Here is a 22,335-nt window from a genome sequence, read left to right as displayed (position 1 = left end):
CCGTCGGCGAGACCGCCGTCATCACCTACAGCTACGACGTCATCGACGGCCATGGCGGCTCGGTCGCCCAGACCGCCTCCATCACCATCGAGGGCGCCAACGACGCCCCGGTCAACACGATACCAGGCTCCCAGACAGTCGGCTCCAACATCGCGACCGCAATTACCGGTGTCGCTGTCGCCGATGTAGACACCGCCAATGTGACCACGACGCTCTCCGTTTCCAGCGGCAAACTGACGGTCGGAACGGGAGGCGGCTTCACCTTGAACAACAACGGCACGAACACGGTGACGATCAGCGGGACCCTGGCCCAGGTCAATGCCGCTTTGGCTACGTTGTGTTATCTCAGCAATACCAATTACAGCGGCGCCGACACGTTGACGGTGGTCACGTCGGACGGCTTGGCAAGCGATACGGATACGGTGGCGATCACGGTCAATCCGCCGGCCAATGTGGCTCCGGCGGCATCCGATGATGCGATCGTCATTTCAACAGGAACGTCCGTTTTCTTATCAGCCGCGTGGTTGCTCAACAATGACGCGGACACCGACGGAGACGCCCTTTCGATTTCTGCGTCGAGCATTATCGGCTCGCTGCCGAGCGGTTGGACGATCACGCCGGTGACTGCCGGCGGGGCTATCACCGGGTTCAACGTGAGCACGGGCAATGTCAACCAAGCAGCCACTCTGTCGTACACGGTAGACGATGGACAGGGACACACGTCGACTGCACAATTCACAATCCGGACACCGTCCACGCCCTCCAACAGCGGGGGGAACGATATCGACTTGGCCTCCCTGAACTACAACTATTCATACATTGACGGAAAGGATCAGGGTGATGAACTCACTGCCAACCTGACGCTCACCGGTACGCAAGGACACGACGTATTTGTCGGCAGTAGCGGCGATGACGCCCTCGATGGTGGCGCCGGCAACAACATTCTCACCGGGGGAGCCGGCAGCGACACGTTTGTCTTCCGGAACTTCGCAGGCACAACAAACCACGTCACCGACTTCAATCCCGGCGCGAACTCGACGTCTGTCGATAAATTGGGCTTCGAAGTCGGGATTGCGGCCAACGAGTTCTCCGCCGGTAACAACGATATGGCCTTCATTTTCAAGACCGGGAACGACGCAGCGATCAATGTTGCCAGCACAGAGGTAGCCGTAAAAACGGATGCCAGCGTCACCAACGCGACAGTGCAGAGCACGATCAACGGCTACGGTAACATCGCGACGGGTGCATTCTTCGTATTCCACAATACGGATCTCGGCCACGCTGCGGTTTACTACGATCCTAATCCAGCTGTGGCCGGCGGCGCAGTGCTGGTCGCGGACCTCGACACTGTAACTACTTTGGGCAATCTCACCGCTTTTAATGCTGGCGACTTTTTGTTCGTCTAAAGGCGGGGAAAGCGACGATCCATGGCGCATCCGACCATTCGTCGCTCCAGGCGGTGTTGCCCGAACTCTGGCGTGCCGCCTGGCCTCTCTCGGCTTCAGGGTGCCAATACTATGACGGTCTACCTGTTGCTCGTATGAGCGCCAAATCGTTCGGGCACGTCCTCTATCTGTCAAGCGCCAGATATTTTTTTGGACACTCGGTTATGGGTGGGAGCAGGTTGGCTTGGTGGCGAGCAGTTCACTGACTTCCTTACGATCTGGACACCGAGGAGAACCAAGTGGCAAAAATACGGGCTGCCAATTCGCTGATGGCGACTTAGTACATAGGCCGGCAAGTTTCGCGAGAAGGTGGAGGAAGTGAACATGCTAGTGCCCAAGCGTCCGCTCTGGCTCAAAACTTGGGGTTCATCGTGCCGGACCGGAAGGGCAGCAAAGGGTCGAATGTTGCCTTCGGCATAGCGAAATAGCGGCGCCTCTGTTCGAAACGCCGCTATTGAATACTACAACTCGACCTGCTCAGAAATGGCAAGGGCGTCGTCGACTTCGATTCCGAGGTATTGTACGGTGCTCTCCAGCTTCTTGTGGCCGAGCAAGAGTTGGACGGCGCGCAGGTTGCCGGTCTTCTTGTAGATGTGGGCCGCCTTCGTTCGTCTCATCGAGTGTGTGCCGTAGCGCTTGGGATCAAGCCCGATGCTCGACACCCACCTTTCAACAACCCTGCTATATTGCCGCGTCGACAGATGCGGCAATAAGTGCACGCGGCTCGGAAACAGGTCATCCCGTTCACCGAGCGCACGAGTTCCGATCCTTGCAGCGACGGCCTCCCGCGTTTGATCGGTCAGTTCGAATTGCACGGGTCGGCCGGTTTTCTTCTGAATGATAATCGCCCGGTCACGAACCCGTCCGGAAATCGCGACATCAGCAACTGAGATCGCGACGAGATCACAAGCGCGCAATTTGCTGTCGATCGCGAGATTGAACAGCGCCAGGTCGCGCACCGGACCCAACATCTGAAGGCGGGTCGTAAAGCTTGATTGTTTTTCAATACGGGCCCGCAGCCTCAGCGCTGCACCAAGAGGCCGGACAGATGGCAGCATCCGACAACGTGCTAACCGCCCAAAAAACCGCTTGCGTCTTACGGAGCGTCCACAGATGGAGAGCAGTCGCACGCAGTGACCATTACGAAGGGACGCGATGCGGGGCAACGCGGCCGTTCAGGTAACCTGATCCATTCGGATCTGTGAGGATCATTGGGCGACCGCAAAGGTCAAAGATTCTGCCTAGCGGGTGAAGTTCTGGGAACCGTTGACTGCAGAGGGATGAGCGGTCGCTCAAGAGTCTTTCAGGCGTGGGTGCTAATGTTGCTCGAGAAACCCGGCACGCAAATCGCCGCTGACTGGGTTGCACTTAAGGCACCCGGTCAGGGGCAACTATACCGCCTTCATTCTCAAGTATGTCGATACGTCGAGCTACAGATTTTGAGAATTTCAGCCGCACACCAATGCCGCTGCCATTATCAGGGATGAAGAGGGCGCCAGCTCTTTCCAGAGCTGACTGCAAGGCGAGCACTTCATCATCATTCGGTTTGTCGAGCTTCCGCTCAAAACGCAGTACGGTTTCGACCCCAACACCGGAAGATGTCGCGAGGCGCTGGCGCGAGAGTTCCGTAAGTGCACGTGCCGCACGGCATTGGGACCCAGTAATCATGTTCCATTTTCCTTTCTACAAATTGGACTGCCTAGCATGGGAGCGATCGACTGGGCCGTTTGGCCAGCAAGCACGGCAGCGCCGACCTTGCCGGCCACGCTCGGACCGATCGGCAGAGACTGCGAACGTCAGCGATTGTTTTCTGCGTTAGGCAAGAAGGCTTGGGCGTGTCGGAGGAATGGAAGCCTTGCCTGCTGCCCGCTTTTCGGTAACCGCTAACACCGTCAATTTGTGCTGCCTGTTATCCCGCGCGGTCCATCTCATCGTCTGACCGGCGGACAAGCCGAGAAGGGCAGTTCCGATCGGGGTCAGGACCGATATCTTTCCTTCGGAAATGTCGGCGTCTTTCGGGAACACAAGCGTCACGGTTCGCCTATCTCCGGTATCCGTCTCATACTCCAACGTCGATCCCATTCGCACGACATTCCAAGGCACCGAGCCGTCCGGAACCACCCCTGCGCGTTCGAGTTCGAGGAGGAGACCATCGGAAATTTCGGGAAGGCGATCGGCCGCGGCGAGCGCGAGTTTGTTCAATCGCTGGTGATCCGTCTCGCCAATCACGATCGAAGGCTTCCGTGGGGTTTGGCTGTGCTTCTTCATTTTTCGTGTCCTCCTATGGTTTACCTTACCGCCACCCTTTGAACCGCACTGGCCCGCGATGGGATGTCGTTGATCGACCATGCCTCGCTCTGCAGGATCGCCATCACCTCATCGGGCGACCGGGCCAGCCGGAGGCCATCCCGGATCAGCGGCGCCCGCACGAACCGAAACAGTTGGGACAGCGCGGGCAAGAAGGTGCGAACCTCCGAGCGTGGCCAAAGCAGGGCAAAGACGAGATCGACGGGATCGAGGTCGGGGCTCTTGAAATCGATCGGGGGAGCCAGTCGCGTAAACGACGCTACGGGAGACGAGATCGAGCGCAGCAACGCGTGCGGGACGGCGATGCCACGACCGATGGCGGTTGAGCCAAGCCGCTCCCGCCTCCAGATGCCCCGAAGAACCGCCCGATCATCAAGCCCGGCTTTTCGCGCAAGTTTGACAGCGATCCTGGACAGCGCCGAGTGCTTTCCCTTTGTCGCAAGGTCAAGAGTAATATCTTCTTCTGATAGGTTTCTGAACGTCAACATGGTTGCCTCTAAGCCGGTACGCGCGAGCGCAAACGGAGTGCGTTTGGCACGCCGTCTGCTGCACTTTGTGATTGAATCGAGGATGTGGCTGACCCGGACGCGAAGCCGGTAGAGCTCGCGTCCGGGCTAGAGGCCTGCTTTGAGGCGTTGTGGCTCTCTGTGGGTCACGGAAATATTCATAATAACTTAAACATGGGGACGGAATTTTTGAAATCAAGCGCTCGGCCAGAAACGTTGACCGAGTTGAACTCTTGGATATCTCCCGTTCAGTACACTTTCAGCAACCAGAGGCGGCGAAGCCGAAAACTTGCAAGAATGCAGAAATGCTGCACTGAAATGCCAGTTTATTTCATTGGACTAATATTCCCGCCTGGTTCTTGAATGGCTGCACGCGACAGGTCGTACGAACAGCCATTGGCCGCCGGAATTTCCGCGACCTCGGCTTTGAAAAAGGATCCCCCCCGATGAAAAAACGTTTCCTCGTACCAGTTCTGACACTGACCAGCGCGCTTGGTGCCATGGCGGCGGATGAAGTCGCAAAGGCGCCGCCGGCCGCTCCTTATCAGCAGGTCAGCAAGCTGGTGAAGTTGCCCGACTTCCTCCCCGGCATGGGCCAGCTCTTCGTCGATCCGGCGACTCTGCCAGCCGGACCGTTCCTCGCATATGATCGTGACGGAAAGCTTGTCAGCACCATCTACATGCTGCCGACCAAGGATCTCAATCCGGACAAGTCATTCGATAATCTTGCAGCGCCTGGCGGCGGCGTCGACCATGTCGACGTTTACTACAATGCCGGCCATCCAGGCGTGGAAGAGCCGCATGTCCATGTGGTGCTGTGGCATGTTGCAGCGGCCGGCGAAGCGAGCGTCGCCAAATGAGGGTCGCGCGGCGTGACGTGCTGGGTCTATGGGGCGGGCTCGCCGCCGTCCTTTCCCTGTCCCAGCGGGACGTGTGGGCCGAAGAGGTCGTGGAGATCAGGATGCACGGGCGCGCCGATGGCTCGCATGTCTGGTTCGACCCGATCGGTGTACTGATCAAGCCGGGTCAGATGGTCCGCTGGACCAACTTCAACCCCGGCAATTCGCATACGACGACCGCCTATCATCCAGCAAACTTCGGGAGGCCGCTGCGCATTCCTGAATCGGCAAAATCCTGGGATTCAGACTATCTCCTGCCCGCCGAGAGCTTTTCGGTAACCTTCACCGAGCAAGGGGTTTATGACTATTATTGCGTTCCCCACGAGCAGGCTGGAATGGTCGGCCGCATCATAGTCGGCGAACCGGAAGCGCATGGCGGCTGGATGGAGGCGGTCGCTGCAAGCCGCGGCCTACCTGATGAGGCCCTCAAGGCGTTTCCAACGGTCGAAGAAATAATGGCAAAGCGGACAGTCCGCCGAGTTTAGTTGGTGGGCCGCGCGTCTCGGCGGTGTCCAGCCGACGAGCGGACAGATGAAGGAGATGGTGCGGGGACAGTAGTGTCCGAACGGCATCGGAAACCATGAGGGGCCGTCATGACAGAAATGGCATTTCGGGCAGACCTGCTGCAATCGCAGGCGGAGGCCAGCGGCGGCACACAGACTGCCAAACAAAAAGAACGCGCAATCCGCCGGCTTGCCTCTTTGGGGGAGATGACCGGCGGTATCGCCCATGACCTCAGGAACATCCTGGCAATCGTCGAATCGGGCCTGAGGCTCGCCGAAAGAAAAGCCGACCAGCCGGAGAGCGTACGCGCCTTTATCGCGGCGGCGCGGGAAGGCGTCGATCGGGGCGTCGAACTGATATCGCAGTTGCTCGCTTTTGCAGACGATAGAGAACCCGACCTGCAAGTGCGCGACCTGAATGAGCTCGTCAGCTCTTCCGGGCCATTCCTCCGGTATGGCGCGGGACCTAGCATCCGCGTCAGGCTCGCATTGGGTTCCGACATTCCAAGCTGTCTGATCGATCAGGCATTGTTTGACGCCGCCGTTCTCAATCTTGTCCTTAACGCTCGTGATGCAATGCCAGGCGGCGGTGAGATTTGGATCGCAACGGAGCGGCTCGTCGCGACGAATTGTGCGCAAGGCGGGCCGGCGCCGGGTACCTACGCCCGGCTTCACGTTAAGGACCACGGCTGCGGCATGCCACAGGAAGTTCTGCAAAAGGTGCTGGACCCGTTCTTCACGACCAAGGGCGAGAACGGCACCGGAATGGGGTTAGCGCAGGTGCGCACTTTCATGCAGATGGTCGGCGGCCATCTGAGCATTGCCAGTGAACGAGGCACCGGAACCACAGTCGATCTGCTGTTTCCATTGCCCGAGGCGGTCACTTAGGCCTCGATGTTGCCTTCGGAGATCGCTCGCAAGCCCGCAAGGGCAGGTCCCACGACACTCTCATCGGCATTTGCCGACCTCACCGAGTAAACCGGATAGGAGTATTGCGGCATGTCGGGTACGAGGTAGAGCTCACGGGCAGCTAAATGCGGCTCCACCGCGCTCATTCTGAAATAGCCTGAGCCGCCGCTCGCAAGGACATAGCCGAGAGCAAGCGGACCGAGATCGAAAGAGAGGTCCGGTGCGACATCCGGGAAATTCATGTCGTGTTGCCGCCCGAAATCCGGCCCCCAATCCATGTAGACGTAACTCGTCTCCTCAAGGCGCTTCGCTTCCGGATCGGATGTGACGAGCACGAGCTTTTCTTCCATTAGCAGGTCGATTCTAAGGCCGGGTCGATGCTGGGGAGCATACATGATCGCCACGTCGACCATTCCCGAGGCGACCTGATTGATCAGATCCTGGGGCACGTCGACATGGACGCGAAGCGCGATATCGGGGAGAAACTGGCGAATCCATCGAACCCAGCTCAGCAGCAGGGGTTGCGCAAGAGTGACTTCGCTGCCGACCGTCAGCACCGCTCGGCGCCCTGTCGGCACTTTGACCTGTTGACGAGTGCGCTGCCATAACTGGACGAAGGTTGGCGCGTGGCGCAGGAACTGCTCGCCCGCCGGCGTTAGAGATGCGCCGCCCTTGTTCCGAATAAACAGCGGCCGGCCAAGCAGTTGTTCAAGGTGACGAATCCGCGCGCTGACCGTCGTCTGAGCAACATTCAAGCGCTCGGCGGCTCGAATAAAACTTCCCGTTGAAACTATTTCCAAGAAAGTACGGGCGAGCTCAATGTCCATCACAGTATAGCATAAAAGTTGCGCTTAAATGTCAATCAAATTCGTTTGCTAAATACTAGTCGAGCCGTAAGCTTCGCTAGAATCCAGCAGTGCTAGCGCTGCATGCTGCGTGGAAACGGGCCAAAGGCGCGTGCCCTCCTTGTTCGGCGCGGCGCGGTTGGCCCACTCGTCATGCGCAGCAACGCGGTCCTACGTCGACCGTCGTCGTTCCCGACACCTAGATGGGGCATTTTATCGATGTGCCAGCAAGAGCTCCCTGAGAACGACGGCATCGTTGTGCGTCTCGTCACGCGCCGCATAGACAAGCGTGATCGGATCTATAAGTGCCAGGTCGTGCAATCGATCAAGTTCCTCGCGATGCGCCTCGATCTCAGCGGCATATCGCCGGCGGAACTCCTCCCAAGGGAGGGATCGTGAGCGAACCATTTCCGCAGCTCAGTGCTTGGCGCCAGCTCCGTCGCCCAATAATCAATTGCCGCATCGGTCTTCCTGATTCCGCGCGGCCACAGCCGGTCAACCAAGATACGCTTGCCGTCACTGTCCGTCGGACTCTCATAGGCGCGTTTCAGTTTGACATCCTTCTCGGAGATTTTGCCGCTCATCCACATCGTTCCCTGCGACCCACAGTTAAAAACATAGGGCGATGTGATCATGCCTGCGATGACGAAATCACTCGGGCGGCCGACCCGAAGAACGCTCGCCGCCGCTTCACGCGACTACGCCAGGAGAAAAACGATGAAGTTTTTTGTCGATACAGCCGATATTGGCGAAATCCGCGAGCTCGCCGCCGCAGGAGTCGTCGACGGGGTGACCACGAACCCGTCGTTGATCGCAAAGGCCGGCCGGCCGATCCGGGAGGTTATCAAGGAGATCTGCGAGGCGATCAAGGGCCCGGTCTCAGCGGAGGTCACCGCGACCGAGTTCGGCGGCATGGTCGCCGAGGGGGAGCAGTTGGCCAGCATTGCTCCCAATGTGGCCATCAAGGTGCCCTCGACCTGGGATGGCTTCAGGGCTTGCCGGGCACTCAGCGAACGCGGGCTGAAGGTCAATGTCACGCTCTGCTTTTCAGCTAACCAGGCCTTGCTCGCGGCGAAAGCCGGTGCGGCCTACATCTCGCCTTTCGTCGGCCGGCTGGACGACATCGGCCTCGATGGCATGGAAGTCGTCCGGGAGATCCGGGCGATGTACAACAACGACGAGTCCTTCAATACGGAAATTCTGGCGTCCTCAATTCGTACACCGCTGCATGTCACGCAGGCTGCAATGGCCGGTGCCGATATTGCAACGGTACCACCGGGAGTGCTCAGGAGTCTGAGCAATCACCCGCTTACCGAGAGAGGACTGGCGTCCTTCCTCGCCGACTGGGGGAGGAGCGGGCAAGCCATTCTTTAGATGTCGTGTTGGCCGTTTGTCATGAGCAATCTAGCAGAAATACTGCACGCAACGGGCGATTAAATTCGTTTGCTTAACAGACGCAGCAGCAACAAACTGGCTGGCGAGATGAAAGGCCGCGACCCGCAGAGTCGCTTTCAGCCCCCGCAGCGGGCGCCATCTCGATAGCCAAGGAGAACCGAATGGCTGCTGAGCACAGAAGCATGACTGGGCCTGATCTGGCACGGGGCATCAGACTTGCCGATCTTCCTGACGGCAGCAATCTGGTCGGCCATTGCGGCGATGCACAGGTGCTGCTTGTGCGCCGCGGGGCTGAAATTTTTGCCGTCGACGCGCATTGTACGCACTACAACGGTCCGCTCGCCGAAGGACTGGTGGCGGGTGACACCGTCCGCTGCCCATGGCATCACGCATGTTTCAGCTTGAGAACCGGGGAGGCCCTGCGCGCACCCGCTTTCAGGCCGCTGGCATGCTGGTGGGTAGAACAGCGCGACGGCAATCTCTTCGTCGTTGGCAAGCGCAAGCGTGCGGAAGCGGCAACGAGCGAGCTCCCCGTCGAGGCAAAGCCGGAGAAGATCGTCATCCTCGGCGGCGGCGCAGCCGGCTTTGCTGCTGCGGAAATGCTTCGGCGAGAGCAATATCGTGGCAGCATTGTCATGCTCAGCGACGACGAGGCGGCGCCTGTCGACCGGCCGAACCTTTCAAAGGACTACCTTGCCGGCAAGGCCCCGGAGAGCTGGGTCCCGCTACGGGGGGAGAGCTACTATTCCAAGAACCAGATCGATCTCCGTCTCGGGACGCGAGCGGTTCGGATCGAGCCGCGGACGCGCGAGGTCATCCTCGCGGACGGAGACTGCGTCCCTTATGACAAATTGCTGCTGGCGACCGGTGCAGAGCCGGTTCGCCTGACCATTCCAGGCGCCGACCGGCCCCACGTTCACACGCTGCGCTCCCTCGCTGACTGCCGGGCCATAATCGAACAGGCGACGACGGCCCGCCGCGCCGTCGTGCTTGGAGCGAGTTTTATTGGCCTCGAAGTCGCCGCGGCCCTGCGCGCTCGCGGCGTCGACGTCCATGTCGTCGCACCGGACAAACACCCGATGGGGCGGGTCCTGGGTTCACAGATGGGCGACTTCATCCGGACCCTTCACGAGAAGAATGGAGCCGTTTTCCACCTCGAGGAGATGGCAAGCAGCATCAATGGCAGCGAGGTGAAGCTTCGCGGCGGCGACACGCTGGCCGCGGACCTCGTGGTCGCCGGCATCGGCGTGCGGCCACGGACGGAGCTCGCCGAAACGGCAGGGTTGGCTACCGACCGCGGCGTCGTCGTGAACAGTTTACTGGAAACAAGCGAACCGGGGATCTTCGCGGCCGGTGACATCGCGCGCTGGCCCGATCCCCATAGCGGCGAGAACATTCGCGTCGAACATTGGGTGGTGGCAGAGAGGCAAGGGCAGACCGCGGCGCTGAATATGCTCGGCCGGAGCGAGAAGTTTGCAGCCGTGCCGTTCTTTTGGAGCCAGCACTACGACGTCAGGATCAATTATGTCGGCCATGCGGAGCGATGGGACGAGATCATGGTCGAAGGCGACATCTCCGGCAGGGATTGTCTGCTGCGCTTCAAGCGCGACGGACGCGTACTGGCTGCCGCTTCGATATCCCGGGACATCGAAAATCTGATGTTCGAGGTGGCAATGGAGCATGAAATGGTCGTCTGGTGACGGGCAGGCGCCAACGGCTCGCACCGCCGCAGTGAAGAAAGGAGGTCAACCATGTCAACGTCGCCCGACCGCAATCCGGCTCCTGGCTTGCACAGGACCACGCCCGCCAAGCACTATTCGAGGTCGATCATTTTCATCGAGGAGATCGCGAGGCAAGAGCCGCATGAGACCTCTACGTCAGTCGACATCTTCTCGCACGATGGCATCAGGTGGTATTGCCAGGTCCGCTGCGGCGACCAGAAGACCCAGCCGATGGGGCCTTTCACCAAACGACAGGCGGAGCGAATTCAAGAGGCTCGCAGAACGAGGATCGCGAAAAGAGGAACCGCGGGGCTCGCCTTTGAGTGGACCCGAGAGGACTGGTGATGGCGCGAGTTAAGCGAGTTGTAGGGAAGTATCCTGGCCTGAGTGGACACGCCACGTTCAGAAGGCCTGCGTTGAGTGTGACTAGCCTTCGTCTAGGGAATCGACGCAGCACTGACCGTGCATCGGCTGTCTATCGTCTGCTAACCGCAGACGACCCGGATTTCATCTGCTTCAACGACTCCGTCGTTTTCGGACTGAAGTCGGTAGCTCCATCTCAGGACTTGGGCCCTGGCGCCATGAGACCAGCGGCCAGGGAGATCGAACTGAGATCAGTTAGTTTTGCCGGAGCAGATCTGCTCCAAGGAGTTCTGACATGAGCAATCGGCTTCAGTGTTATCTAACGTCAAACGACCATGCGGTGCTCAGAGAAATTCTTGATCAGACCACGAGCGACAATGCCTACCGCCGATTGCTCAGAAGAAAGCTGGTGCAGGCTGAAATTTGCTCCCCGCGAAATGTCCCCGATGATGTCGTGACGATAAACAGTCGCGTGACCTTCTGCGTCGATGCAGGTGTACCGAGAACTGCCAATGTAGTCCGCAATGAGAGCCAGAACTTTCCTAAGTATACTGTCTCGGTAGAGTCGCCTTTGGGATTGGGGTTGCTCGGATTGAGAGCGGGTCGGGTAATTGCTGTCGAAACAGAAAAGGATGGCTTACAGAAGATCAACGTGATCCGGATTGATTTTCAAGCTCTTGCGCTTCCAGGCACCCCAATGGTGATCACCTCGACGTTATCGCCAAGGATCCGTTAGATCCCAGTCAGGATGTCGCCCAAGGATAATATCCGGAAATGCAGTACCCGCAGCGGGCCGGCTGAATCCAGGCCACATCATCCTCGCGACCGATTTCAGCGCAAGATGCGATCCAACACAGGAGCACGCAATCCAGCTAGCGATCTAGTGGAACGCCAGCCTGACGGCCGTTCACGCGCTTAACGATAAGGGCCTCAGATATCACCCGTCGCAGGTGAAACGTACCGCACAGCCGCGATGCGCGAAGCGGATCTCCTGCGCCAGGAACTCGCCTCTATCGAAGGGCTCCGCTCCTCAGTGGTAGTGGAGGAGGGGCCGGTGGAGGCCGCGATCCTAGCTGCTGTGGCCAAGGAGCGGGCCGAATTTGATCGTGGCTCGCGTAGAGGGACTGGGCCCCTGGCGCAAGTGCTGATCGGAAGCACCGTCACCGCGCTGTGGAACCGGCGGTGACGAGCCGCCTCCGCCTGCGTCAGAGAGCGACGGCTAGCGCCCATCAAGCAACTCCTGGGCGCAAGCGCCCTGTCGGCTGGAGCTGCGGATTCGCGCGATTTTACAATCGATTAGCCAGCGTCCAAAGGCCGCATCTCGACCGATTGAAGCCTTTGCCTCAAGTGACCATATCGGAGGTATGACTAGTTCACGTCGACACAAGAAATACCTGGTCCTCTCAGCGTCCCTGCTGACGCGACCGTAACCCCGAGCGGCTCGAACGCACGCGTTCGCCGCCTCGGGGATACCCTCTCACATAGACAGTCTGGCACGCGGCTACGCGCGCGCGGCGCTCAAGCGGGCGCCGCCGCGTCTGCAGGCCGCTGATGCCTCCCGAACGCCCGTTCGCCGCGTCGCTTCTGCGGACCACGCGACCGGGCCGATCAATACTGCGAATGGAGGGCAACAATGTCCGCACACGAACACTCACCAACCCAAGTCCGCCAGGATCCGATGCTGCGCAGTCCCAGGGTGACTGTCGCGGGATTTTTTCTACGTGCGCTGCAACGCCGGCAGCGGAGGCGGGCGGCCGCCGCGCTTCACAACCTCGACGACAGGCTGCTCGAGGACATCGGCATAACGAGAAACGACATCCCGCGGATTGTCGAAAGGCTTTTCCGACCGTAGGGGACAGGTATAGGTGGAATCACCGGCAACTGTGTCGCAGCCCAAAGGCAGCCGTGCATCATAGGTGAACAGCGGCTCTCAGGCCAGCGACGACCGCGCGGTCCGCTGGCCCGCTGGAGGTAACGATGGATAGGACATCGAAAACGATCATCGCGGTGGGCATCTTTGGATTGATGATCGTCGCTTTCGCGATGCTCTGATAAGGCTTGCTCGGAAGTTGAAGAAGGGACGGTTGCGGGCGTAGGGCTGCCATTCATGACCCGGCGGGTCAAGGTCGGCTGAGGGTCGAGAGTTCACCTTCACCAGCGTCGTGGGTGGGTGGAAAACAGGCATTCAGCGCGGTTCATCCGAGCGGCTTCACAGGGGTCAACACGGGACATTGGACTCAGGCATGTGCCGTTTCAGCGTAGGTCCGCAGTCTGCGAAAGAAACCACTCAAGGAGAATGTCGAGGTTCTCCTGTTAGGCTCTTCGTCCGTTGGCGACCAGGAAAAATGCTCCTCCCGTCCGCACTGAAACGGCCAGCGGTTTCACGAGAAGCGCCGAAAAGTTCCAGCCCAACTTTCTCGTTCTGGCGACGTCCCCCAGGGCCAGTTTTCGTGCGGTCGTAGCTTGCGACATCGGCGTAGAAGCTGCGGCAAGGGCGCGGACACTGTGAGCGCCATTGGCCCGCTTACATGTCACCGGCGACGTAGCCGCTTCTCCTTGATGGCAAGCAGACTGAATTCACCGCCGAAACCCCGACAATTTCCCACCGGGAGACATGATTGACGCTCACTGATGCAGGCTAGGGAGCCCCGTGATGGCCGTACAGCGGAGTGCGTCAGCTTGCGTCAGGAAAGTGGACAGTGCGAGCTTGCGTCCCTGGAGACACAAACTAGAACTGTCATGACGAGGCTTCCTCGCCGCGCGGCAGACATTGCTGAAGCCTCTGCAATTCCCTCAACATCAAGACTGGGCATTCTTTATGAATAGGCTTCCGTTTTCGGCCGAAACCCTCCGCAGTTCGAAGCGCGTGCGGTGCAGCCTCTTCTTTCTCGCGGGCGGCGTGGGAATTGGGGCATGGGCTTCGAGTCTGCCGTTGCTTGCAGCGAAGCTGGGCTTGGACAAAGGGCAACTTGGGACTTTGCTGTTGTGTTTCGCCCTTGGAGCGATCGTTCTAATGGTGAATGTCGGGCGCATTAGTGATCGCTTTAGCGGGAGCTATGTCTTGAGTCTTGGGGGTAGCCTGGTGTTCGGCCTGGCAATTCTCATGATTCCATTCGTTGACGGCCTGGTCGTGGTCGGAGCGCTGGTGTTGCTGGCGGGCGCCGCCTTTGGAACGCTCGACGTATCGATGAATATCGAGGCATCGGATATCGAACGAGCAACGGAAAGGCACTTAATGTCGTCCTTTCATGCCCTGTTTAGCATCGGGAACATCGTTGGGGCTTCCTTGGTCGGATTCCTTGCTTCCTACGGCGGCGGGCTGCGAGCATGTCTGGGAGGCGCCGGAATTCTCGTGCTTCTTTCAGCGTTGTCGACACGATTTGTTGCTCGTAACGACGCTAAACAACAATCACGCACCACCGATACTGTGGCTACTGATAGCCGAGCTACGCTGAACAGGTCGCAGACACTGCTGGTCCTCCTGTTCGGCGTTGTTGCCTTTCTGGCTTTCCTGGCCGAGGGCGGGATCATGGATTGGTCGGCTGTTTACATGGTCGACACACTCGGTTCTTCGGAAAGTGTGGGGGCTTACGCTTTCGCCATCTTCGCCGCAGCCATGGCAATCGGCCGTCTGCTTGGCGACGGCGTGACGAAACGAATTGGGCATGTGAACGTGCTGAGATTCGGAGGACTCATTTGCGCACTGTCCCTTTCAACGATGTTGATTGGAAACAGCGTTGAAATCAGTATGGCGGTTCTTGCGTTGTGCGGTTTTGGCGTCGCGAACATGATACCTGCGGTCTTCGCGTCGGCGGGAAGAATTGGTTCTCGTGCAGCCGGAAAAGCGATGTCGATTGTGACCACGATGGGATATAGCGGACTGCTACTTGGACCAGCGCTGCTGGGTTTCGTCGCACAGGTTTCGAGCCTCACAATCAGCTTGGGACTGGTGACGCTTGCGTTTGCGTTGATTTCACTCGGCACCCTTTACTTGAAACGCCGCTTATCGCAGTTCCACAAGCAAACTCAAACCAGTGAAAGCTTCGCGTGATTTCGGAAACCAGGAGGCTTTCGGAAAGATGTGAGCCAGAGCCCGGCGAGGCGTGCGCTGTATAAGGGCGCGGAGTGGGTCGCCATCGGAGATTGCGAAAGCCGACCAAACTGTCACGTGTACGAGCCATCGCCTCAATGGCCGACGGAGTTCTCGCATCCCTCTGAAATCTTAAGCGGTCAGCGTTCTAAGCGCACGCTCGTGCAGCACTTCATTGGCAGACGCCAGAACGTGCCCGCCCGCTTCGGGGCGCTCGCCTGTTAATCCCGTCACAACACCGCCCGCCCGCTCGATGATCGGGATCAAGGCGACGATGTCGTATGGCTGCAGGGACAATTCCAGACAAAGATCGATCTGTCCGGCTGCGAGCATGGCGAATGCATAGCATTCGCCCCCATAGCGCGTCATCTGAACGCTGTCTCGCAAACGTTCGAAACGGACTTCCGGGAATTCCCCATATCGTTCGGGAGAGTTCGTATGCAGGATTGCGTGCGTCAAATCTGTCGTCGATCTGGTCCTCATGCGGTGGGTGCCCGACACGTTTTTCGCCCAAGCCGCTTCCTGATCAGCCCAGAAGCGCTCCTGCGTGAAGGGTTGGCTCATCATCCCCATTACACTGCGACCTTCCAGTGTCAGACCGATCAACGTACCCCATACAGGAATGCCGCATATGAAAGGCCTCGTGCCGTCGACCGGGTCGATGACCCACTTCCATGGTCCAGTCCCGGTCTCGCCGAACTCTTCACCGAGGATTGCGTGCTCGGGATACTCAGACGAAATCAGTTCACGCAGGACTCTTTCTGCTTCCTTGTCCGCCAAGGTCACGGGATCAAAACGATAGCCAGGCTTGAACTTCTCTTCGACTTCGAGAGTGGTGCGGAATCGAGGCAACGTCTCCATGGAAGCCGCGTCCGCCAGGCGATGGAGAAATGAAACGGGAGGGAACGTGTCCATGGCCTTATCCAATCTGGTCCATTTATGTGTAAGACCGCGCCTGGCTGCTTCTAAAACACAGGCCGGAAAGAGTGGCGGCGATGGGGAGAACCACCGCCGCCTGCCACCTTTTGCGATGTTGGTAACGTACAGCAGGTGGCGAGCGCGTTAGTTGCCCTGGAATATGGTGATCACCGCATCCCTCTTCAGGGTGGCCTGGAGCTCGTAGAGGGAAGCAATCTGGGCAGAAGAGTTGCCGATGAGAGGGCCGAGCCACCAGAGGCAGAGCGCAGTCAGGATTGCGACAGCAATCGGGGTGCCCGGAACGCCTATTCTGTAAAACCTCAAGATTGCCTCCCGTTGCCAAGTATGCAAGCAGGATAAGTCACAGCGGCCCGCGGGTGGATTTCTCATACCTAAAATACCTGAAGCAAAGTGACGCAAATGCCTGCGTCTGTAGCGAATGGTCACTGCAACCATTGCAAATGGAGATCAGCCAGCGACCAGCGTCGACATCAGCGCGTGCAGACCGCGGGCGACATCGTAGCTGTTCTGCTGTTGTTGTTTCCTGCAGAACAGCTCGCAACTCCACCACCCCTCGTAGCCAGTCGCCTTGAGCGCATCGGCCCACAGCTTCAGGTCGATCACACCTGCGCCCGTTGGCACGTCTCTCAAGACCACTTCATTGGGAACTCCGCTGGAAAATGCCAACGAGTCGCACACATGGACGCCATAAATGAGTTCCTTGTCGAGCCGCGCGATATCGTCGGGGGTGTCTCCGGACGTATAGCAATGCCAGAAATCGATCACCATCCGGACGTTATCGCGCCCGGCGCGATCGATTATCATCAGTTGTTTTTCAATCGTGTTCAGGGGCGTCCAGGAAAGTGCTTCGAGGTATATGAGAAGCCCATGGCTGGCAGCGAGGTCGGCGATCTCCGAAAGGTTCGTTGCGGTAAGGGCGATTTGCTCCTCAATGGCTCGACCGAGCAATCCGCTGTAAAGGTTCGCTGGGAGTCCTTCCTGATGGCGCAGTACCGCCTCCACGTTGACCGGGCCGGTCAGCACCTGAACCCCTTTGGCCCCAGCCACGGAAGCGAGACGAAACAGCTCTTCCGCTTCACGCATGAGCTGTTTCCTCGCCTCGCCCTGGCGCTCGATATCGACCAGGAAGCCCATTCCTGGTACGTTCACATCCCGCAGCAGCGCCGCCAGCTCGGCTTCGGAAAAGCCTGACTCCAGAAATGCTGTCAGCTTGGCTGCGGATGCTTCTATGCCGTCGAACCCGACATCTTCGGCGATGTCGAGATCGATCGCGAGCGTAGAATGTTTGGCGACGAGTGAGTGCAGCAGGAGCTGGTGCTTTTTGGTCAAGAGTTCACCTTTTTTATCTCACGTTACTGCTCGTCGACAGCCTCGTGAGTGCGGCTGAAGACGAGCATCCAATTGGCGGCGCTGCGTGTGTTCAGGCGCTCTCGTCAAATGGCCGGATTCCCGTCGCCCGGCCTCTTTTTGCCGCTGAAGCCACCGCCTCCGTAGCGACCAGCGCCGCAAAACTGTCCCTGCCAGTCGCTAGTGGGGACGCTTGATGTCTCGCTGCTGCCACGAATTCCTCCAGGGTGGCGGTATGCAGATCGCGGTCACGCACTGGAACGAGTTCGTTACGGCCCGCGAGCCTGCGCACCAGGACGCCGGAACCGCGCGAGCTCAAGGTCCCGCTGGCAAGCAGCACGCCATCAGTGCCGGCTGCCACCACCATGCTTTCCATGTCAGCTGTGCCAAAACTCTCATGCGCTTGGAGAAAGCTGCCATCGTCCATGCGGATCGTATATGCCAGATGGTGAGGCGAGCCGTTCGATTCCTTGGCAAAGGCAATCGCCTCAAGGGGCTCGCCACCGGTGAGAAAGCGCGCGAGATCGATGTCCTCGGCGCAGATGTGAAGGAATACGCTGCCACGATCACAGGATATCTCCCCCCTTCGATTTGGAGGAGGTTGAAAGGGGCCTCCGCGCAAGATCGAAACCGACTGGATGGTACCAATTTCCCCATCAAGAATGAGGCGGTGCATAGTTTGGTGAATCGCGGAGGCACGAAGGGGCTGGTTGACCGCGAGCACGACTCCATTGTCTGAGCAGTGCTTGATCAGTCGCCTGGCGGTTTTGCTATCTTCCGACAGCGGTCCATCGCAGAGAATGTGTTTTCCTGCATCCGCCGCTGCGAGGACATAATGCTGTCGGCGCTTGAGAGTGGCGCTGATGTAGACGAACTTGACCGCCGGGTCGGACCAGATCCGCTCCATATCCGTAGTGGCCTGCGGAATGTCCAGGTCATTTGCGAAATGCAGAGCATCGGTCTTGCTTTTGCTCACCACCCAAAGCGGCGAATGCCCGATCGCACGGATAGCCGTAACCATCTGCTCGGTCGCGATTGTCCCGGTGCCCATAACGGCCCAACCTTCGACGGCGCTCTGTCGCAATTCCATGGGTGCCTCGCGGATCGGCTTTCGAGCACAGTGCGGTAGGACCTCGCGTGGAGCAACTTCGCACCCAGTTGATGTCGTTCGCGAAAAGAAGTAGTATATGCTTCTCATTGCTTCAGTTCGAAAGGCTGCAAGATTGGATTATTTCGGGGGAAATGCCGCTGCTCTGGCGGCCAATCTTAGAACCCTGTGCGAGGGCCACGGTTCGATTGCGGCGGTCTGTCGAAAGATCAATGTCAACCGGCAGCAGTTCAACAAGTATCTTTCGGGCGCTCACGTGCCATCTGCATCCAATTTAAGGATGATCGCAAACTATTTCGGACTCAGCGTTCCAATCCTGTTTTCGGATCCAGACGAGTTTCGCACACTTGTCGACGGAAATTTCTTCCACGCCATGTCTACCGCTCGCCAGCTACCGGAGTTCTCGCGCTTCGTGTCAAACATGATCGTAGAGAACAATTCTCTGGATGACGATATCCTCGGTGTCTATGACAGGTATCAATTCTCCTCCATCTACAAAGGTTTCGTGCTGCGTTCCGCCTTTTGCATCTACCGCAACAAGGAGTTCCTTCAGCACTATTATGTCGAACGGTTCCCGAGCTTCGATGACCCAAAGAAAACTGAATATGTTTTCAAGTACTACGGCTTCTGTTTTCCCGTGGCTGACCGCATCTTCACGGCCGACTTTGAGGGAATCCAACGCAACGAATTGACCTTTGGAGTTTATGCTCAGGTAAAGCGTAATGCCAAAAAGTTTATGTTCGGCATAGCCAGCGGTATCGCCGCAAACATGTTCAGACAGCCATACTCCACCAAAGTGGCTCTCCACTACCGCGGACCAGGCCTTTTGAAACGCGAGCACCTCAACAACCTGACCGTGATGGACCGGAACGATCCGTCGATACCCCGCGAAGCCTTGCAATATTTGGGTGACGGGTCTGACATGATCCAGATGGGGTGAAGCCCGACCGCAATGGCCGGGCCTGCTGCATGTTTCTATCCTTAAATCGGAGCCGATTTAAGGATAGAAACATGCAGCACTTCAAAGTGCTACAGCGACTTTGTGCGTCTGAAAAGACGCACGGCACTGTAGTATTCGTCAGGGATGCAATTCCACCGCCAACCAGACGGAGTCGGTGTCCGCATAGTACCGGTGCCAAGGATAGGTCCACTGGTTCTTGCCGGTCACCCTGCAGAATGGATCATGCGAATAGCCGACGGGCATCACCACGTCCTCGTATAAGGTGGATGGGTCGCGTTCCCTGAACTTCTGCATCCTGCCAGAGCCGTGGATCTGCGTGTGCGTCTCCAAAAACGGGTGCTCATGGTGAATGAAGCAGTCCGTGTCGCCGGGTGCCCACCAGAGATTTAGCTTCAGCGTGAAGGCCTGCGGCGCCTCGTGTTCCGAGCGCTCGTTCGTGAAAACGCGGGGGTCAGTCGTAACCGTGCCGACCTCGTCCTGCTTCGAGATAAAGAGGGGCGTGTCCCTCGGGAAACTGCGTATCCGGTTGCCGAGCCAATCCCAGCCCCGGAACATGGCTCCTCCAAGATTGGTCGCACGCTGCACCTTCACCAGCGCGACCCGTTCGGCGCTCTTGATGCGCCCGCCGCGCAGCCAGGTGGATTTCCAGGCGGGAACGATCGCCGGATGCTCTTCCCCGGTTACAAGCGGCCGCGGGCTCAGGTTGACGACGATTGCATCCTCGACGTCGTGGTCAACCACGTTATCGACGAGCTTTGCGTAAATGAACTCGTCGGCAAACGCGAGATCTCTAATTTTGTTCTCCACGGCGAACTCCTCCTGCAAGACTATTTTCTTCACAGGAAGCCACGGCAAGAGCGAAATGCCTATTGCGCGGGATTCTGATTTACCGCGCAAGTATACGCGCCGTGTGCGTCTAGTTGCGAATCCTCTTGAGGCGGCCACCAAGCGGCATGCAGATCGTCTGGGAACAGAGCCGCGCGAAGAGCCCAGCCTCGCGAGCGGAAGGTCCCAAAGGGGCGATGCAAAGCTCAGCAGGTCTTGCGTCAGTCTGCGTCAGCTAATCGTGCCCTGCGAACTTGTAAGGTTTGCACGAAACGCGGACTGTTTATCCCATGATCGAAAGAGCCGGCATCCGAAGGCTCGCTGGCAAGAACACTACGGAGGAGGGTTGATCAGATGAAGCTCACGGGCGGTCAAGTCGTCGCGAAAGCACTAAAGGAATACGGAGTGGAGTATGTCGCCGGTGTTCCGGGCCACGGCATCTGGTCGCTCTTCGACGCATTTCTTGAAGAAGGTTCGCAGCTTCCTTTTATCCAGGTCATGCACGAGCAAAGCGCCGTGCATATGGCCGATGGCTATTTCCGGGCGTCGGGACGCCCGATGGCCTGTTCGACCTCGGTGGGCCCGGGTGCGGCGAACACGATCATCGGTCTGGCAACGGCCTATTGTGACTCCACTTCGCTTTTCTATGTTTCCGGCTCGCCCCAGACCTACATGCATGGTCATGGCACCATGCAGGAACTGGAGCGTCAGCAGGACAATGCGTTCCCGCGCATTACCGAGCAGGTGACGAAGCGCGCCTGGCAAGCGAACTCGGTTCAGGTCCTACCGAGCATCATGCATCGTGCCTTCAGCGCGATGATGACGGGCCGTCCCGGTCCCGTCCATGTCGAAGTGCCGATGGATGTGCAGGTCGAGGCGGCGGACGTCGCAATTCACCCGCTGGAAAAGCGTCTGCCGATCGGCGTGGCCTATCCGGACCCGAAGGCGGTTGAGGCGGCAATCAAGGTTCTGCTGAACGCCGAGCGTCCGGTCATCGTCGCAGGCGGCGGGGCGATCACCGCCAATGCTTCGGCCGAACTGACGCGCCTTGCCGAAAAGCTGGGCGCAGCCGTATCGATCACCTGGAACGGCAAAGGCGCAATCTCGGAAGATCACGCACTGTTCATCGGAGCCGTCGGGCAGACCGGCACGACTTGCGGCAACACCATCACCGCTTCCGCTGACGTCGTCGTCTCGGTCGGTTGCCGTTTCACCGACTGGTCCGCCTCATCCTACGCCAAGGGCGTGTCCTTCTCGATACCGTCGGCCAAGCTGATCCACATCGACCTTGATCCGCGCGAAATCGGCAAGAACTATGAGACCGAAGTCGGTATCGTTTCCGATGCCAAAGTCGCATTGGAAGCGATGCTGGCCATGATCTCCGACGCCGAGTCGACGAAGATGCTGTCGCGTCGCGAGAAGTTTCTGGCCGACGTGCAGAAGGCCAAGGCCGACTGGCGCGCTCAAGTGGAGCCGCGCGAGAACAGCCGCGAAACCCCCTTCACTTCGCAGCGGCCCCTTATGGCTCTGCGCAAGGTTCTGGACCGCAACGGCATCGTTGTCGTCGGATCGGGCAACACACAAGGCTCTGTCAAACAGAGCTTCCCGGTCTATGAGCCGCGCACGCATCTCACCTCGGGTTCCTATTCTCCAATGGGCTGGGCGGTTCCGGCCGCGCTGGGCGCCAAGCTTGCCTGCCCTGATCGCCAGGTCGTGGCGATCGTCGGCGACGGTGACTTCATGATGTCCCTGCCGGAGATGGGTACGGCAGCGATGAACGGCATCAACGTCGTGTTCCTCGTGCTGAACAATTCCGGTTACATGTCGATCCGCGGCGGTCAGCGCAAGTTCATGGGGCGTCACATTGCATCGGAGTTCAACCGTCACGCCGGAAATGGCGAACCCTATTCGGCAGACATCGCGGCCTCGGCGCGTGCCTTCGGTCTGGAGGCCTGGAGGGTCGAAAAGAACGAAGACCTGGAAAGCAGCCTGAAGGCGGCTTTGGAATGCGGTGGTCCGGCCCTGGTTGAAGTCATCGTATCCCGCGACGCGGCAGGTCCGTTCGCCACCGGCTGGTGGGACTTCCCGTCGCCGGCCTACTACGAGAAGGAACAGGCTGCTTACTCTGAGATGCGTGCACGCGAACAGCATCTCTAAGCAGATCTCGCGAGG

20 protein-coding genes and 1 pseudogene are annotated in these 22,335 nt (G+C 58.8%); 10 read left to right on the top strand and 11 right to left on the bottom strand.

The window, feature by feature from the left end; all coding sequences use genetic code 11:
* On the top strand, positions 1-1,406 hold a 1,406-nt coding region (locus CO664_RS30800), incomplete at its 5' end, for a cadherin-like domain-containing protein (protein WP_097540021.1).
* Between the two features lie 500 nt (positions 1,407-1,906).
* Here the strand turns inward: CO664_RS30800 and CO664_RS23120 are convergent.
* From CO664_RS23120 to CO664_RS23105, 4 genes are all read right to left on the bottom strand, one after another.
* The gene (locus tag CO664_RS23120; protein ID WP_097540020.1) at positions 1,907-2,416 is read right to left on the bottom strand and encodes a tyrosine-type recombinase/integrase; all 510 of its coding nucleotides are present in this window, start codon (positions 2,414-2,416) and stop codon (positions 1,907-1,909) included.
* Between the two features lie 397 nt (positions 2,417-2,813).
* Positions 2,814-3,113 carry a transcriptional regulator gene (locus CO664_RS23115; protein WP_037427303.1) on the bottom strand — a complete coding sequence of 100 codons (300 nt, stop codon included), beginning with the start codon at positions 3,111-3,113 and terminating at the stop codon, positions 2,814-2,816.
* 147 nt (positions 3,114-3,260) lie between these two features.
* The gene (gene rnk / locus CO664_RS23110; RefSeq protein WP_037427301.1) at positions 3,261-3,713 is read right to left on the bottom strand and encodes a nucleoside diphosphate kinase regulator; all 453 of its coding nucleotides are present in this window, start codon (positions 3,711-3,713) and stop codon (positions 3,261-3,263) included.
* 20 nt (positions 3,714-3,733) lie between these two features.
* Complete coding sequence (locus CO664_RS23105; RefSeq protein ID WP_037427299.1) at positions 3,734-4,240, bottom strand: PTS sugar transporter subunit IIA; 507 nt, start codon at positions 4,238-4,240, stop codon at positions 3,734-3,736.
* A 464-nt stretch (positions 4,241-4,704) separates the two neighbouring features.
* On the opposite strand from CO664_RS23105, the gene CO664_RS23100 reads away from it, so the two are divergent.
* From CO664_RS23100 to CO664_RS23090, 3 genes are all read left to right on the top strand, one after another.
* Complete coding sequence (locus CO664_RS23100) at positions 4,705-5,118, top strand: DUF5602 domain-containing protein (RefSeq protein ID WP_037427296.1); 414 nt, start codon at positions 4,705-4,707, stop codon at positions 5,116-5,118.
* Positions 5,115-5,642: a plastocyanin/azurin family copper-binding protein gene (locus CO664_RS23095; RefSeq protein WP_234820314.1), complete on the top strand. Its 528-nt coding sequence runs from the start codon at positions 5,115-5,117 to the stop codon at positions 5,640-5,642. Before CO664_RS23100 ends, CO664_RS23095 begins: the two co-directional genes overlap by 4 nt.
* A gap of 108 nt (positions 5,643-5,750) precedes the next feature.
* Positions 5,751-6,548 (top strand): ATP-binding protein, encoded by a 798-nt coding sequence (locus CO664_RS23090; protein WP_097540019.1) that lies wholly within the window; start codon positions 5,751-5,753, stop codon positions 6,546-6,548.
* On the opposite strand, the gene CO664_RS23085 is transcribed toward CO664_RS23090, so the two are convergent.
* On the bottom strand, positions 6,545-7,396 hold the full coding sequence (locus tag CO664_RS23085) for a LysR family transcriptional regulator (RefSeq protein WP_097527382.1): 852 nt from the start codon (positions 7,394-7,396) through the stop codon (positions 6,545-6,547). The two genes, CO664_RS23090 and CO664_RS23085, sit on opposite strands and share 4 nt — an antisense overlap.
* 231 nt (positions 7,397-7,627) lie before the next feature.
* Positions 7,628-7,998, bottom strand: a pseudogene (locus CO664_RS23080) (DUF488 family protein).
* Positions 7,999-8,131: 133 nt separating this feature from the next.
* Between CO664_RS23080 and fsa the strand changes: the two are divergent.
* From fsa to CO664_RS23045, 4 genes are all read left to right on the top strand, one after another.
* Positions 8,132-8,788, top strand: coding sequence for a fructose-6-phosphate aldolase (gene fsa / locus CO664_RS23075; protein ID WP_097540018.1), 657 nt, complete (start codon positions 8,132-8,134; stop codon positions 8,786-8,788).
* 182 nt (positions 8,789-8,970) lie between these two features.
* On the top strand, positions 8,971-10,509 hold the full coding sequence (locus tag CO664_RS23070; RefSeq protein WP_097540017.1) for an FAD-dependent oxidoreductase: 1,539 nt from the start codon (positions 8,971-8,973) through the stop codon (positions 10,507-10,509).
* A gap of 679 nt (positions 10,510-11,188) precedes the next feature.
* A complete protein-coding gene (locus tag CO664_RS23060; RefSeq protein WP_097540015.1) occupies positions 11,189-11,629 on the top strand; it encodes a GreA/GreB family elongation factor in 441 nt (146 codons plus the stop codon).
* Between the two features lie 2,034 nt (positions 11,630-13,663).
* Entirely contained in the window at positions 13,664-14,944 is a 1,281-nt protein-coding gene (locus CO664_RS23045; RefSeq protein WP_234820313.1) for an MFS transporter, read from the top strand.
* A 171-nt stretch (positions 14,945-15,115) separates the two neighbouring features.
* On the opposite strand, the gene hisN is transcribed toward CO664_RS23045, so the two are convergent.
* The 4 genes from hisN to CO664_RS23025 all read right to left on the bottom strand — a co-directional run bounded on the left by hisN (position 15,116) and on the right by CO664_RS23025 (position 18,359).
* Complete coding sequence (gene hisN, locus CO664_RS23040) at positions 15,116-15,898, bottom strand: histidinol-phosphatase (RefSeq protein WP_097540012.1); 783 nt, start codon at positions 15,896-15,898, stop codon at positions 15,116-15,118.
* A gap of 147 nt (positions 15,899-16,045) precedes the next feature.
* Entirely contained in the window at positions 16,046-16,225 is a 180-nt protein-coding gene (locus CO664_RS23035) for a hypothetical protein (RefSeq protein WP_234820312.1), read from the bottom strand.
* A gap of 144 nt (positions 16,226-16,369) precedes the next feature.
* The gene (locus CO664_RS23030) at positions 16,370-17,251 is read right to left on the bottom strand and encodes a sugar phosphate isomerase/epimerase family protein (protein WP_097540010.1); all 882 of its coding nucleotides are present in this window, start codon (positions 17,249-17,251) and stop codon (positions 16,370-16,372) included.
* A 91-nt stretch (positions 17,252-17,342) separates the two neighbouring features.
* Positions 17,343-18,359 carry a Gfo/Idh/MocA family oxidoreductase gene (locus tag CO664_RS23025; RefSeq protein ID WP_097540009.1) on the bottom strand — a complete coding sequence of 339 codons (1,017 nt, stop codon included), beginning with the start codon at positions 18,357-18,359 and terminating at the stop codon, positions 17,343-17,345.
* Positions 18,360-18,456: 97 nt separating this feature from the next.
* Here CO664_RS23025 and CO664_RS23020 point away from each other — a divergent pair, with 97 nt between their 5' ends.
* On the top strand, positions 18,457-19,317 hold the full coding sequence (locus tag CO664_RS23020; RefSeq protein ID WP_234820311.1) for a helix-turn-helix transcriptional regulator: 861 nt from the start codon (positions 18,457-18,459) through the stop codon (positions 19,315-19,317).
* Between the two features lie 138 nt (positions 19,318-19,455).
* Here CO664_RS23020 and CO664_RS23015 read toward each other — a convergent pair whose 3' ends face one another.
* Positions 19,456-20,145, bottom strand: a complete 690-nt coding sequence (locus CO664_RS23015) for a hypothetical protein (RefSeq protein ID WP_037385863.1) — start codon at positions 20,143-20,145, stop codon at positions 19,456-19,458.
* Positions 20,146-20,517: 372 nt separating this feature from the next.
* Here CO664_RS23015 and CO664_RS23010 point away from each other — a divergent pair, with 372 nt between their 5' ends.
* The gene (locus CO664_RS23010) at positions 20,518-22,320 is read left to right on the top strand and encodes a thiamine pyrophosphate-binding protein (RefSeq protein WP_097540008.1); all 1,803 of its coding nucleotides are present in this window, start codon (positions 20,518-20,520) and stop codon (positions 22,318-22,320) included.
* Positions 22,321-22,335 lie beyond the last annotated feature (15 nt).

It is taken from the genome of Sinorhizobium sp. NG07B, from assembly GCF_002532005.1.
GTDB classification, from domain to species: Bacteria; Pseudomonadota; Alphaproteobacteria; order Rhizobiales; family Rhizobiaceae; genus Sinorhizobium; species Sinorhizobium fredii_C.
The sequence above is the reverse complement of the archived record's forward strand: the minus strand, read 5'-3'. Positions and strand labels throughout refer to the sequence as shown.